9 protein-coding genes are annotated in these 14,021 nt (G+C 70.1%); 8 read left to right on the top strand and 1 reads right to left on the bottom strand.

The genetic code is table 11. The features are described from left to right. Positions 1 to 264: 264 nt before the first annotated feature. From D1369_RS11265 to D1369_RS11230, 8 genes are all read left to right on the top strand, one after another. Positions 265 to 1,953 carry an extracellular solute-binding protein gene (locus D1369_RS11265; protein ID WP_007385028.1) on the top strand — a complete coding sequence of 563 codons (1,689 nt, stop codon included), beginning with the start codon at positions 265 to 267 and terminating at the stop codon, positions 1,951 to 1,953. Next, on the top strand, positions 1,953 to 3,005 hold the full coding sequence (locus D1369_RS11260) for an ABC transporter permease subunit (protein WP_037901569.1): 1,053 nt from the start codon (positions 1,953 to 1,955) through the stop codon (positions 3,003 to 3,005). The genes D1369_RS11265 and D1369_RS11260 overlap by 1 nt, the downstream gene beginning before the upstream one ends. Next, a complete protein-coding gene (locus D1369_RS11255) occupies positions 3,002 to 3,928 on the top strand; it encodes a carbohydrate ABC transporter permease (RefSeq protein WP_007385030.1) in 927 nt (308 codons plus the stop codon). Before D1369_RS11260 ends, D1369_RS11255 begins: the two co-directional genes overlap by 4 nt. Positions 3,929 to 4,051: 123 nt before the next feature. Next, on the top strand, positions 4,052 to 6,253 hold the full coding sequence (locus tag D1369_RS11250) for a 1,4-beta-glucanase (protein WP_037901570.1): 2,202 nt from the start codon (positions 4,052 to 4,054) through the stop codon (positions 6,251 to 6,253). After that, positions 6,253 to 8,235: a beta-galactosidase gene (locus D1369_RS11245; RefSeq protein WP_007385032.1), complete on the top strand. Its 1,983-nt coding sequence runs from the start codon at positions 6,253 to 6,255 to the stop codon at positions 8,233 to 8,235. Before D1369_RS11250 ends, D1369_RS11245 begins: the two co-directional genes overlap by 1 nt. Next, entirely contained in the window at positions 8,232 to 10,439 is a 2,208-nt protein-coding gene (locus D1369_RS11240; protein ID WP_007385033.1) for a glycoside hydrolase N-terminal domain-containing protein, read from the top strand. The genes D1369_RS11245 and D1369_RS11240 overlap by 4 nt, the downstream gene beginning before the upstream one ends. Positions 10,440 to 10,477: 38 nt before the next feature. Next, positions 10,478 to 11,188: a hypothetical protein gene (locus D1369_RS11235; RefSeq protein ID WP_007385034.1), complete on the top strand. Its 711-nt coding sequence runs from the start codon at positions 10,478 to 10,480 to the stop codon at positions 11,186 to 11,188. Between the two features lie 35 nt (positions 11,189 to 11,223). Then, positions 11,224 to 11,844, top strand: a complete 621-nt coding sequence (locus D1369_RS11230) for a chorismate mutase (protein WP_118082436.1) — start codon at positions 11,224 to 11,226, stop codon at positions 11,842 to 11,844. Between the two features lie 57 nt (positions 11,845 to 11,901). Here the strand turns inward: D1369_RS11230 and D1369_RS11225 are convergent, their stop codons facing one another. Then, entirely contained in the window at positions 11,902 to 13,941 is a 2,040-nt protein-coding gene (locus tag D1369_RS11225; protein ID WP_007385036.1) for a TIM-barrel domain-containing protein, read from the bottom strand. Positions 13,942 to 14,021 lie beyond the last annotated feature (80 nt).

Raw genomic sequence — 14,021 nt, 5'->3', positions numbered from 1 at the left:
ACCCGGGTGGGTGTCAAGAGATCGACACCGTCACTTCAAGCGGTGCATAAGAAAAGGTCACCTCTCCTACCGCGCAGGAATCTTGGGATCGACCCTTGTGTACCCCTGGGTGTTCACTTAACCTCACAGCAACATCGAAGCGCTTCGACTACGGATTCCGTCACACGGTCGAAGCATCGCTTCAGCTCAGCCAGTTCCACTCAAGACACCGCAGCCGACGGCTCCACCGCCGGGTGTCCTGGTGCGCCATGAAGGGTTGACGCAATGACGCCGAACGCCGCTTCCCCCTCCTCCGGTCCGTCCGGGCCCAGCCGGAGAAGCTTCCTCGCCTCGACGGCGGTCGCCACCGCCGCGGTGGCGGGCGGGATGCCGCTGCTTGCCGCCTGCGGGGATTCGGGCGGTGGCGAGCGCGAGGGGACCACGTCGGGCAAGGCCGCGGACAAGCTGCTCCCGGCGTTCGTCGCCAGCACGGTCGCGAACCCGGACCTGCCGTCGAAGAACGGCTCGGCCGCCGGCTACACCGGCAAGGTAGACCTCGCCGCTCTCAAGGCCTCGGTCCCGGAGAAGCTCGGCACCGGCGCCCCCTTCAAGATCATGTCCCCGTTCTGGGGCTCCCCGCCGAAGGCCGGCTGCGCCTACTACAAGGCGCTCGACGCGGCCGCGGGCACCAAGATCACGTGGCAGAACCAGGACGGCAACACCTACGGAGAGAAGCTGGGCGCGGTCCTCGCCTCCAGCTCCATACCGGACATGGTGGTCGTGCCCGGCTGGGAACTGGTGGGCAAGATCGCCAACGCCGTCACCGCGAAGTTCATGGACCTCGGCCCCTACCTGGCGGGCGACAAGGTCAAGAAGTACCCGAACCTGGCCGCGATCCCCTCCGACGCCTGGCGCATGGGCATCTTCGGCGGCGCGCTGCGCGGTATCCCGATGCCCTCGGCCACCGCCGGCTTCATCACCCCCTTCTATCGCAAGGACATCTTTGACAAGAAGGGCTACTCGGTCCCCAAGTCGCCCGACGAGTTCCTCAGTTGGGCGAAGGAAGCCACCAGCGCCAAGGCCAAGGTCTGGGCCTGCGCCGACATGAGCTGGACCGCGTGGAACATCTTCGGCGTCCGCGGTTCCGGGACGGTCGGCTGGAACATCGGCGACGACGGCAAGCTGACCTATCGTGTCGAGCAGCCCGAGTACCTCGAAGCCCTGGAGTGGGTCCGCAAGCTCTTCGACGCGGGAGTGGTCCACCCCGACGACAAGGCGCGCACCGGAGACCAGGGTCAGCGCTTCACCGCCGGGCAGGTTCTCGTCTACAACGACAACATCGCCAGCTGGTACGGCAAGACCGCCGAACAGGCCGCCTCCAACCCGGACTTCGAGATCGAGGGCATGGACATCTTCGGCGCCGACGGCGGTGACCCGAAGCTGTGGGCGGCACAGCCCGCCGGCATCTGGTCGATGATCCGCAAGGGCGCCTCCAAGGCGACCATCGAGAACGCTCTTGCCGCCGCTGACTTCGCTGCCGCGCCCTACGGCACCAAGGAGCGGATGCTCGTCGACTACGGTGTCGAGGGCACCCACTACACCGTCAAGAACGGCGTGCCCGTCAAGAACGACCTCGGCAACTCCGAGGTGCTCAACGCCTGGGTGATGCTGGCCGCGCCGGCCGCCTACTACGCCCACCCCGACTTCCCCGAGACCGCACGCAAGCAGGTCGAGTGGCAGCAGCGGATGGGTGCCTTCATGAAGAAGACGTCCACCTTCGGCATGAACATCGTGGAGCCGACCCGCTACGCGAACCTCTCCAGCCAGTTCGAGCAGCTGGAACTCGACTACGTGCGCGGCAACCGCAAGCTGTCCGACGTCCAGGCCGCCATCTCCACCTGGAAGTCCTCCGGCGGCGACAAGCTGCGCGACTGGTACAAGGAGCTCATCGACAAGAACGGCAGCGGCCACTGATGTCTCTCACGGCCGGGAGCAGGCCCGACGGGACTCGTCCCCCCGCGGCCGTCGAGGAACCGACGGCCGCGGTCGCCGCCGCGGTGGCGAAGGAGCGGGTGCCGCACAAGGCGGCCAAGGCGAGCAAGGTTCCCTTCATGGTCCGGCTGCGCCGCGACCGCACACTCATCCTGATGACGTTGCCCGTCATCCTCCTGCTCCTGCTCTTCAACTACGTCCCGCTGCTCGGCAACGTCGTCGCCTTCCAGGACTACGACCCGTACATCTCCAGCAACGGCGTCACCGCGATCTTCCACAGCCCCTGGGTGGGGGTGGAGCAGTTCTCGCGGATGATCGACGACCCGCTGTTCTGGAGCGCCGCGAAGAACACGATCGTGCTGTTCGGGCTCCAGTTGGTGCTGTTCTTCCCGGTCCCCATCGCCCTCGCGCTGCTCATCAACAGCGTGATCCGGCCGAGGGTCCGGGCCGTGGCCCAGGCGATCATGTATCTGCCGCACTTCTTCTCGTGGGTCCTGGTCGTCACCGTGTTCCAGCAGATCTTCGGCGGCGCGGGCATCATCGCCCAGACCCTGGAGGACCACGGCTGGAGCGGCTTCGACCTGATGACCAACGCGGGTCTGTTCAAGTACCTGGTCACCGCGCAGGCCGTCTGGAAGGACGCCGGCTGGGGGATCATCGTCTTCCTCGCCGCGCTGGCCGCGGTCAGCACCGACCTGTACGAGGCCGCCGCCATGGACGGCGCCGGGCGCTGGCGCCGGATGTGGCACGTGACGCTGCCCGCGCTGCGCCCGGTGATCGCGCTGCTGCTGGTCCTCAGGGTCGGTGACGCGCTCAGTGTCGGCTTCGAGCAGTTCCTGCTCCAGCGATACGCCGTCGGGGCCGGGGCCAGCGAGGTCCTCGACACCTACGTGTGGAACATGGGTATCCAGAACGGCGACTTCAGCTACGCGGCCGCGGTCGGCCTCGTCAAGGGAGTCATCGGAGTGTGTCTCGTCCTGGGCGCGAACAAGTTCGCGCACCTGCTGGGCGAGCAGGGGGTGTACCAGAAGTGAGCCTGAACACGACGCTCGTCCGCAGCCTCAAGGCGCCCGCACGGCCCGCGTGGGAGGAGGCCCCGAACAAGGCCGGACTCACCGCGAAGGGCGGCCTTCTCCTCCTGTGCTGCCTGGGTGTGCTCGGTCCGCTGTGGATCGTCATCGTCACCAGCCTCTCCCCGAAGCCGGTGATCGACCGGGTCGGCGGACTCGTCGTAATCCCGCAGGGCATCACCTTCGTCAACTACAAGGAACTGCTCAGCGGAGGGCAGGTCAGCCGGGCCATCATGGTGTCGATCGGGGTCACCCTCGTCGGCACGCTGTTCTCGATGGCGGTGTCGGTGCTGGCCGCATACGGCCTGTCGCGGCCGGGGAGCCTGGGGCACCGATTCTTCCTGATGACCATGATGGCGACGATGTTCTTCGGGGCCGGGCTCATCCCGACCTACCTGCTGGTGCAGTCGCTGGGGCTCACCGACACCTATCTGTCGCTGATCCTGCCGAGCGCGGTGAGCGTCTTCAACATCCTGGTGCTGCGGGCCTTCTTCATGGGGATCTCGCCGGAACTCACCGAGTCCGCGCGGATCGACGGGGCCGGTGACATGCGGATCCTGCTGACCATCGTCATGCCGCTGTCGCGGGCAGTGCTGGCGGTGATCTCGCTGTTCTACGCCGTGGGGTACTGGAGTGCGTGGTTCAACGCGTCCATCTATCTGAGTGACCAGTCGATGATGCCGCTGCAGAACGTGCTCATTCAGCTCGTGCAGAAGAACACGGAAGCGCCGACCGGGCTGCAACAAGCGGTGCGTACCGGCCAGTTGTCGGCGCTGGGGCTGCAGATGGCCGTGATGGTGCTGGCGTTGATCCCGGTGGCGGTGGCCTCTCCGTTCGTCCAGCGGCACTTCAAGAAGGGCATGTTGACCGGTGCGGTGAAGGGGTGACCGGCGCCTAGTCAACGGGGGTTTCCGATCGTTTGGCGGCCGCTGGTCCGTCCTGGCCTGTCGCGCAGTTCCCCGCGCCCCTGAGGGGCGTTCGCTTCCCCTTAGTTCAGAGCGAGGTTTGTCATGCTTTCGTCCAGGATCAGTCGGCGTGCCGTTCTTGCGGGGACCGTGGCCGCCGCTGCGATCACCGCGGTTCCGGCCTTCCCGGGAGCCGCCGCGGCCGCCACCCCCTCCTACCGCTGGCGCCAAGTCGCCATCGGCGGTACCGGCTTCGTCACCGGCGTCCTCTTCCACCCCTCCGTCCGCGGGCTCGCCTACGCCCGGACCGACATCGGCGGGGCCTACCGGTGGGACGACCGGAGCGCGCGCTGGACCCCGCTCAACGACGACCTCGGGTGGGACGACTGGAACCTCCTCGGTGTCGAGGCCATGGCCGTCGACCCCGCCCACCCCGACCGGGTCTACCTCGCGCTCGGCACCTACGCCCAGTCGTGGGCCGGCAACGGCGCCGTACTGCGCTCCGAGAACCGCGGTGCCACCTGGGCCCGGACCGACCTCTCCGTGAAGCTCGGCGGGAACGAGGACGGGCGGGGAACCGGGGAGCGGCTGCTCGTCGACCCCCGGGACAGCGACACGCTGTGGCTCGGGACCCGGCACGACGGGCTGCTCAAGTCCACCGACCGGGGCGCCACCTGGGTTACCGCGAACACCTTCCCGGGGGCGCCCACCGCCGGCGGCCAGGGCGTCACCCTCCTCGTCGCCGCCGGACGCACGCTGTACGCCGGCTGGGGCGACTCCGACGGGACGTCGGCCAACCTGTACCGCACCTCCGACGGAACCACCTGGGAAGCCGTCGCCGGACAGCCCTCCGGCACGAACGCCAAGGTGCCGATCCGGGCCGCCTACGACTGCCACACCCGCGAGCTGTACGTCACCTACGCCAACGCCCCCGGGCCCAACGGGCAGTCCGACGGCAGCGTGCACAAGCTGGCCACGGCGAGCGGCAGGTGGACCGACGTCACGCCCGTGAAGCCGGGCGGGACGACGAGCGACGGTTCCGCCGACACCTTCGGGTACGGCGGGGTCTCCGTGGACGCCCGCCGCCCCGGCACGGTGGTCGTCTCCACCAACAACCGCTGGGCGGCGGTGGACACCCTGTACCGGACCACGAACGGCGGCCGCACCTGGACGTCCCTGAAGGACTCCGCGGTCCTCGACGTCTCCGAGACCCCGTTCCTCACCTTCGGCGCCGACAAGCCCAAGTTCGGCTGGTGGATCCAGGCCGTCGCCGTCGACCCGTACGACTCGAAGCACGTCGTCTACGGCACCGGCGCCACCCTCTACGGCACCCGGGACCTCAAGCACTGGGCCCCGCAGATCCGCGGCCTGGAGGAGACCTCCGTACGTCTGCTCATCTCGCCCCCGACCGGCGAGGCGCACCTGCTCAGCGGCCTCGGGGACATCGGGGTGATGTACCACGAGCGGCTGACCGCCTCGCCTTCGCGGGGAATGGCTTCGAACCCGGTGTTCGGGTCGGCGACGGGACTCGCCCAGGCGGCGGCCAGACCGTCGTACGTCGTCCGCACGGGCTTCGGCGACCACGGCAACGGCGCCTTCTCGAACGACGGCGGCAAGACCTGGGCGCCCTTCGCGACCCAGCCCGCCCCGGCCAAGGACGCGCCGGGACCGATCGCCACCAACGCGGACGGCAGCGTGCTGCTGTGGACCTTCGTGCACTGGGACGGCACCAAGTACCCGGCCCAGCGCTCCACGGACAACGGCGCGACCTGGTCCGAGGTCGCCACCTGCCCCAAGGGCGCCACCCCGCTCGCCGACCCGGCCGACCCGGCGCGCTTCTACGCGTACGACACCGACACCGGCACCCTGTTCGCCAGCACGGACGGCGGCCGCACCTTCAGCGGGCGGGCGAGCGGGCTGCCCTCCGGCGACAGTCAGTTCCAGCTGGCCGCGGCCCCGGGGCGCTCAGGCGACCTGTGGCTGAGCGCCAAGACGAACGGGCTGTACCGGTCCACCGACGGGGGAGCGACCTTCACCAAGCTCACCAGTTGCTGGGCCTCGCACACCCTCGCCTTCGGCAAGGCCGCCAAGGGCGCCGACTACCCGGCGGTCTACCAGGTCGGCGCCACGGAGGCGGTCACCGGCGTGTACCGCTCCGACGACGGCGCGAAGACCTGGGTGCGCGTCAACGACGACCGGCACCAGTGGGGCTGGATCGGCGCGACCATCGCCGCCGACCCGAGGCTGTACGGCCGTGTCTACATCGCCACCAACGGCCGGGGCATCCAGTACGGGGAGCCCGTCTGATGGCCGCCGAGAAGAGGCCGTCGCTGGGCGACGCCACCCGCGGCCGCATCCTCTACGGCGGCGACTACAACCCCGAGCAGTGGCCCAAGGAGACCTGGCACGAGGACGTCCGGCTGATGAAGGCCGCCGGCGTCAACTCCGTCACCCTCGGTGTCTTCTCCTGGGCGAAGCTCGAACCCCGGCCGGGAGAGCGGGACTTCGGCTGGCTGGACCGCTTGATGGACCTCATGCACGAGAACGGCGTCGGAGTCGTCCTCGCCACCCCGACCGCCTCGCCGCCGCCGTGGATGGGCCACCTCCACCCCGACACCCTGCCCGTCACCGAGGACGGCCGCACCGAGTACTGGGGCGGGCGCCAGCACTTCTCGCACTCCAGCGCCACCTACCGCCGGTACGCCGCCGCCATCACCGAGGACCTCGCCGCCCGCTACGGCGGCCACCCGGCCCTCACCCTGTGGCACATCAACAACGAGTACTGCACCTACGACTGGAGCGACGAGGCCGCCGCCCGCTTCCGCACCTGGCTGCGGGATCGCTACGGCTCCCTCGACGCCCTCAACTCCGCCTGGGGCACCGCCTTCTGGAGCCAGGGCTACGGCGACTGGGCGGAGATCCACACACCCCGCCAGGCCCACTACATGAAGAACCCCACCCAGGTGCTGGACTTCAAGCGCTTCACCTCCGACATGCTCCTGGAGTGCTGCCTCGCCGAGCGGGACATCCTGCGCCTGGCCACCCCGCACATCCCCGTGACCAGCAACTTCATGCCGCTGTGGGTCGGCCAGGACGCCTGGCGCTGGGCCGAGGAGGAGGACGTCGTCTCCGTCGACCTCTATCCCGACCCGCGCGATCCCCTGGGGGCCCAACAAGGCGCCCTCGTGCAGGACATGACCCGCTCGCAGGCGCGGGGCCCCTGGATGCTCATGGAACAGGCCGCGGGGCCGGTCAACTGGCGGGGCGTGAACCACCCCAAGCCCCGTGGCCTGAACCGCCTCTGGTCCCTCCAGTCCGTCGCCCGCGGGGCCGACGCCGTCTGCTTCTTCCAGTGGCGCCAGTCCCGGCAGGGCGCGGAGAAGTTCCACTCGGGGATGGTCAGCCACGCGGGGGAGGAGGGGCGCACCTACCAGGAGGTCAAGCGGCTCGGTGCCGAACTGGCCCGGATATCGGGTGAGGTGACCGGCAGTCACTCCCTCAGCGACATCGCCGTCCTCCATGACTGGCACGCCTGGTGGGCCGGTGCCCAGGACGGTCGCCCCTCCACCCGGGTCGATCACGCCGACGTGCTCAAGGCCTGGCACCGCGCCCTCTGGGAGGCCCACCTCGCCACCGACTTCGCCCACCCCGACCACGACCTCACCGCCTACAAGCTGGTCGTCGTCCCCCAGCTCTACGCCCTCACCGACGCGGCCGTCGACAACCTCCTCGCCTACGTCCGCCAGGGCGGCACCCTCGTCTCCGGCTTCCTCACCGGCGTCGCCGACCAGGACGACCGGGTGCGTCCCGGCGGCATGGACGCCCGGCTGCGCGAGCTGTTCGGCATCCGCACCCTGCACGAGTGGTGGCCGCTGGAGGAGGGGGAGACGGCTGACTGCGACGGATTCCGGGGCACGCTGTGGTCGGAGGAGATCGAGAAGGCCGACGACTCCACGACGGAGGCCGTCTACAAGGGCGGTGAGCTGGACGGACTCCCCGCCGTCCTCCGCCGGGGCCGCGCCTGGTACCTCTCGACGCTCCCCGAACCGGGCGCCCTGCGCGACCTCCTCGGCCGTATCGCGTACGACGCCGGGGCGCGCCCGGTGCTCGACGGCCTGCCCGACCTCGTCGAGGCGGTACGCCGGGGTGACCTGCTCTTCGTCCTCAACCACGGCCGGGACGCGGTCACCGTCCCGGTACCGGGCACGCACCACGATCTGCTCACCGGGACCACCTTTCGGGACGAAGTCGTGCTCGGGCGTCGCGACGTGGTGGTGTTGCGCTCATGAACGTGATCCACGGCACCTGGGAACCCGCGCCCGCCACCCGCTGGGAGGACGGCTTCCTCAGCGGCAACGGCCACCACGGCGCCCTCCTGTTCGGCGCGCCGGACGACGAGCGGGTCGTCGTCACCCACCACACCCTCGTCCGTCCCAACGGCTCCGAACACGCCCGCCCGCCCCGCCTGGCCGCCGAACTCCCCGCACTCCAGGACCGGTTGCTCGCCGGTGAGCTCGACGCCGCCGAGCGCTTCACGGACGGCCGGCCGCTCCAGTGGGTGCAGCCCTTCCACCCCGCCTTCCAGATCCGGCTGCGCCGCCCGAGCGCGCCCACCTCCGGCTACCGCCGGTCCGTCGACTTCACCACCGGTGTCCTGCGCACCGAGTGCGAGGAGTGGCGCGGCCAGGTCTTCGTCTCCCGCGCGGACGACGTCATCGTCCAGCACGTCCGGGCGGCGGACCTGGTCGTCTCGCTGGACCACCGGCTTCCCGGCGCCCCCCACGGCCTGATGGTCGGCCAGAGCATCGTCCGCGCCGCCGAGGGGGCCTTGCTCACCCTCCGCGTCCGCTACCCCGACAGCGACCGCCGCTACACCGGCATCACCCTGGTCGTCCCCACGGGCGGCCGCACCGCGCTCGTCCCGCCCGGCGCCCGCGTCACCGGCGCCGAGTCGGTCCTGCTGCTGACCCGCGTCGTACGCCACACCGGCGAACTGGACACCGCACCGCACGCCGAGGCCCTGCGTGATCTGGTCCCCGAGTCCGACACCGAGGCGGAGTCCGCGTCCGACGCGTTCGCCCGGCTCCTCGACAGGCACACCGCCCTGCACCGCGCGGCCTACGAGCGCGTCACCCTCGACCTCGGCGCCGACCCCGCCGAACGCGCCCTGCCCGGCTCGGATTTGCTGGAGCGGCCCGACAGTCCCGCCCTCCTGGAACGCCTCTTCGCCGCCGGCCGCTATCACCTGCTCTCCGCCGCCGGCCTCTTCCCGCCCCGCCTCACCGGCCTGTGGACCGGCGACTGGGACACGGCCTGGTCGGGCGCCTTCACCAACGACGCCAACGTCAACCTCCAGACCGCGTCGGCCGCCTGCGCCGCACTCCCCGAAGTCACGGCGGCCCTCGCCTCGCTGATCGATCGTCAGCTTCCGGACTGGCAGGACAACGCCCGCGAGATCTTCGGCGCCCGGGGTGTCGTGGCCCCGCCGCACTCCGACGGCGAATCCGGGCTGACGTACCACTTCGAGCGCGAGTACCCGCTGCACCTGTGGACGGCCGGCGCCGACTGGCTGCTCAAGCCCCTCGTCGACCACGACGAGACCCGCGGCGAACAGGACCCGCGCACCGCCCGCGCCCTCGCCGAAGTCGCCCTGTTCTACGAGGACTTCCTCACCCGCACCGACGCCGACGGCCATCTCGTCGTCGTCCCCTCCTACTCGCCCGAGAACCGCCCCGCGAACGCCAGTTGGGGCGTGATCAACGCGGCCATGGACCTCTCGGCCGCCCGGCACGCCCTGCTCACGGCGGCCGCGTACCACCCCGGGAAGGCGGAAGCCTGGCGGGCCCTCGCCGACCGGCTCCCACCGCACCGGATCAACGCCGACGGAGCCCTCGCCGAATGGGCCTGGCCCGGCCTCGACGACACCTACGACCACCGCCACCTCAGTCACCTCTACGGCGTCTGGCCCCTCGACGAGATCACCCCCTACGACACCCCCGACCTCGCCAGGGCCGCCCACCGCGCCCTCGAACTCCGCGGCGCCGAGAACGACTCGGCCCACGGACACCTGCACCACGCCCTCGTCGCGGCCCGGCTGCGCGACGGAGAACGGGTCGCGCACGCTCTCGGCCAGGTCCTGGGGGGCGACTTCTTCCACACCTCGCTGATGAGCGCGCACTACCCGCACCGGAACGTCTACAACGCGGACGCAGCCCACACGCTGCCCGCCGTCCTCGTCGAGATGCTCGTCCAGTCCACGCCGGACCGGCTGGTGCTGCTCCCGGCGGTTCCCACCAGCTGCCCCCGAGGTGAACTACGGGGCATCCGCACCAGGTTCGGGTCCGAACTCGACCTCACCTGGAGCTCCACCGAAGCGACCGCGGTGCTGCGCCCCACCCGCACCCACCGCGTCGAACTGAGGACTTCCTCCGGCACCGAGCCGCTCGACCTCATCGCCGGAGAAGACCACGTCATCCGTCTGGAGGCGTGGTAACCACCCCCGCATTTCCCCCCACCCATGGAAGGGACACCATGGCAAGCACCCTGCGCAAGATCACCATGGCCGTACTGGCCCCGGCGATGGCCGTCGGCGCCACCGTCGGACTCGCCTCCGCCCCCGCCTCCGCCGCCGTCTGGAACACCTGCGACCAGTACGGCAACACGAGCCTGAACGGCTACACCCTCTACAACAACATCTGGGGCTCCGGCGCCGGCAGCCAGTGCATCTGGGCCAACTCCGGCACCAACTGGGGCGTCTGGGCCGACCACCCCAACACCGGCGGCATCAAGTCCTACCCGAACTCCAAGAAGGTGGTCAACAAGTCGATCACCTCGCTGGGTTCGCTCTCCAGCAACTACAACGTCTCGGTCCCGTCGTCCGGTGCGTACAACACGTCGTACGACATCTGGGACACCAACTACAAGTACGAGATCATGCTCTGGGTCAACAAGACCGGAGCCGTCGGTCCCCTCGGCACCTCACAGGGCAATGTGACGCTCGGCGGCCACACCTGGACCGTGTACAAGGGCACCAACGGGTCGAACCAGGTGTTCTCCTTCGTGCGCACCTCGAACTCGACCTCGGGCACGGTCAACGTCCTCCCGATCCTGAAGTGGATCAAGGACACCAAGGGCTGGTTCGGCAACGAGACCATCGGGGACGTGCAGTTCGGCTTCGAGATCACCAGCTCGTCCGGTGGTCTGAACTTCACCACCAACAACCTGACCGTGAGCAGCAGTTGACCTGATCATGGGGGTCCGTCGGGTTTGATGGGGACATGCGTACCACCACCCCCCTCCGGCGCGCCCTGACCACCGTGACCGCGACCGCGGCCGTCGTTCTCACCGCGACGGGTACCGCGGTCGCGGTTCCGGTCTCCGGCCCGCCCGCGGCACCCCACTCCGCCGCCCGCTCCCTCTCCGCCCTGCATCCCGTCGTCGAACTCGCCGCCGAACGCCTGGCCACGGCCGACCTGGTCGCCGCCGCCAAGTGGGGCACCGACAGCCCCATCGACGACCCCGCCCGCGAACAGCAGGTCCTCGACAACGTCGCCGCCCAGGCCCAGCAGCTCGGTGCCGACCCGGACGAGATCCGGGTGATCTTCCGCGACCAGATCGAGGCCAACAAGACCGTCCAGCGCGGCCTGTTCCAGCGGTGGACCGACCACCCCGACCAGGCGCCGACGACCAAGCCGGACCTGAGTGTCGTACGGCAGGAGATCAACCGGGTGACCAGCGCGCTGGTCGAGGCCCTCGCCGCCACGGCCGACGACCGCGGCGCGTTCACCTGCCGCCCCGAGCTGGCGCTGGCCGCCCTCCAGGTCCACCACGAGGACCACCTCGACGCCCTGCACACCCGGGCCCTGGCCCGCGCCCTGCACTCCGTCTGCGGAAGCTGACCCCCACACGACGAAGCGGCCGGCCCACCCCCGTGGGACCGGCCGCTCCGACTGTCGCTACTCCGCCACCGGAAGCCTGGCCCCGTCCCGCAGGAACAGCGGGATACGGTCCAGCGGCGCGTCCACGGTCACCGTCGTACCGCCCTCGTACGTCCGGCCGGTCCACGCGTCCGTCCAGGTCGCGCCCGCCGGGAGATAGGCCGTCCGGGCCGTCGCACCGGCCGTGAGGACCGGGGCGACCAGGAGGTCCGCACCGAAGAGGTACGCGTCGTCGACCGCCCACGCCGCCTGGTCCTCCGGGAACTCCAGGAACAGCGGGCGCATCGGCGTCAGGCCCTCCTCGTGGGCCTCGCGCATGACCTTCAGGACATACGGCTTCAGCCGCTCGCGCAGCCGCAGGTACTTCTCCATGATCGCGCCGGCTTCCTCGCCGTACGACCACACCTCGTTCGGGCCGCCCGTCATGTCCGGACCCAGCGGCATGCCCGGGTCGCGGAAGCCGTGCAGCCGCATCAGCGGGGACAGCGCACCGAACTGGAACCAGCGGACCATCACCTCGCGGTACGCCGGGTCGTCCGGATCGCCGCCGTGGAAGCCGCCGATGTCGGTGTTCCACCAGGGGATGCCGGACATCGCGGTGTTGAGACCGGCCGCGATCTGGTCGCGCAGAGTCGGGAAGTCGGTGCCGATGTCACCGGACCACAGGGCGGCGCCGTAGCGCTGACTGCCCGCCCAGGCCGAGCGGTTGAGGGTGATGACCTCCTCGCCCTCGGCGCTCAGGCCCTCGTGGAAGGTGCGGGAGTTCTCGGCCGGGTACATGTTGCCGACCTCCAGGCCGGGACCCGCCCAGTAGCGCAGGTTCTCCTGGAAGCCCGGCTTGAGCTCCGGCTCGCAGGCGTCCAGCCAGAAGGCCGTGATGCCGTACGGGGCGAGGTAGTTGTCGCGGACCTTCGACCACATGAACTCCCGGGCCTCGGGGTTCGTGGCGTCGTAGAAGGCGACCTGGACGGTCGAGGCGACCCCCTTGTCCGGCCAGTCGGCGTGCGCCATCGGGCCGTACTGGGTGCCGATGAAATAGCCGCGCTGCTCCATCAGGGAGTGGTTCTCGCTGAGCGGCGACACCGACGGCCAGACGCTCACCACCAACTTGATGCCCAGCTCCTCCAGTTCACGGACCATCGCCGCCGGGTCGGGCCACTCGGCCGGGTCGAACTTCCACTCGCCGAGGTGCGTCCAGTGGAAGAAGTCGCAGACGATCGCCGAGATCGGCAGGCCACGCCGCTTGTACGCCCGTGCCACGGCCAGGAGTTCGTCCTGGGTGCGGTAGCGCAGCTTGCACTGCCAGAAGCCCGCCGCCCACTCCGGCAGCATCGGCGTACGGCCGGTCACCGCGCTGTACCGGCGCTGGCCGTCGGCCGGGGTGCCCGCGGTGATCCAGTAGTCGATCTGGCGGGCCGAGTCGGCCACCCAGCGCGTGCCGTTGCGGGCCAGCTCCACCCGGCCGATCGCCGGGTTGTTCCACAGCAGGGTGTAGCCGCGGCTGGAGGCGAGGACCGGGATGGAGACCTCGGCGTTGCGCTGGATCAGGTCGAGGACCAGGCCCTTCTGGTCCAGCTTGCCGTGCTGGTGCTGGCCGAGGCCGTACAGCTTCTCGTCGTCGTAGGCGGCGAAGCGCTGCTCAAGGCGGTGGTGGCCGTTGCCGACCGCGGTGTACAGACGCGAGCCGGGCCACCAGAAGTGGGCGCGGGCCTCCGCGAGGAGTTCGGCGGAGTCCTGGGTGCGCAGGAACCGGATCTGCCCCTCGGCGTCGACCTGGACGGTCAGCGCGCCCACCGTCAACTGCCCTTCGCCGTCAACGATCTTGACCGTGCTCTCGGTGGCCGGCGCCTCGCCGAGCAGGGCGCCCGGCAGCCCCTCCAGGATCGGCCCGCCGAGCCGGGCACGCACCCGCACCGCGTCCGGGCCCCAGGGCTCGACACGTACGGTCTCCTGACGCCCGCTCCACTCCAGCGCGCCGTCCCGCTCCCGGAACGTGCCGACGGTGGGGGACGACTGCGCGAGACTGACCTTGGGCTGGATTTCGGCAGGCTGATTCACGAGGGGTGCTCCTGAAGGAATGCAGACAGGGGCGTGCCGCACAGGCACGGAACGCGTGGTGTGAGGTGGGTGGGATCCGG

This window comes from Streptomyces sp. CC0208 (assembly GCF_003443735.1).
GTDB lineage: Bacteria > Actinomycetota > Actinomycetes > Streptomycetales > Streptomycetaceae > Streptomyces > Streptomyces sviceus.
Note: the sequence above shows the minus strand (reverse complement) of the source record. Positions and strands in the feature narration are given on the sequence as shown.

Coding starts and splice junctions, on each gene's coding strand:
- D1369_RS11230 (WP_118082436.1), top strand. CDS start 11,224: ATGCGTACCACCACCCCCCTCCGGCGCGCCCTGACCACCGTGACCGCG.
- D1369_RS11250 (WP_037901570.1), top strand. CDS start 4,052: ATGCTTTCGTCCAGGATCAGTCGGCGTGCCGTTCTTGCGGGGACCGTG.
- D1369_RS11240 (WP_007385033.1), top strand. CDS start 8,232: ATGAACGTGATCCACGGCACCTGGGAACCCGCGCCCGCCACCCGCTGG.
- D1369_RS11235 (WP_007385034.1), top strand. CDS start 10,478: ATGGCAAGCACCCTGCGCAAGATCACCATGGCCGTACTGGCCCCGGCG.
- D1369_RS11265 (WP_007385028.1), top strand. CDS start 265: ATGACGCCGAACGCCGCTTCCCCCTCCTCCGGTCCGTCCGGGCCCAGC.
- D1369_RS11260 (WP_037901569.1), top strand. CDS start 1,953: ATGTCTCTCACGGCCGGGAGCAGGCCCGACGGGACTCGTCCCCCCGCG.
- D1369_RS11245 (WP_007385032.1), top strand. CDS start 6,253: ATGGCCGCCGAGAAGAGGCCGTCGCTGGGCGACGCCACCCGCGGCCGC.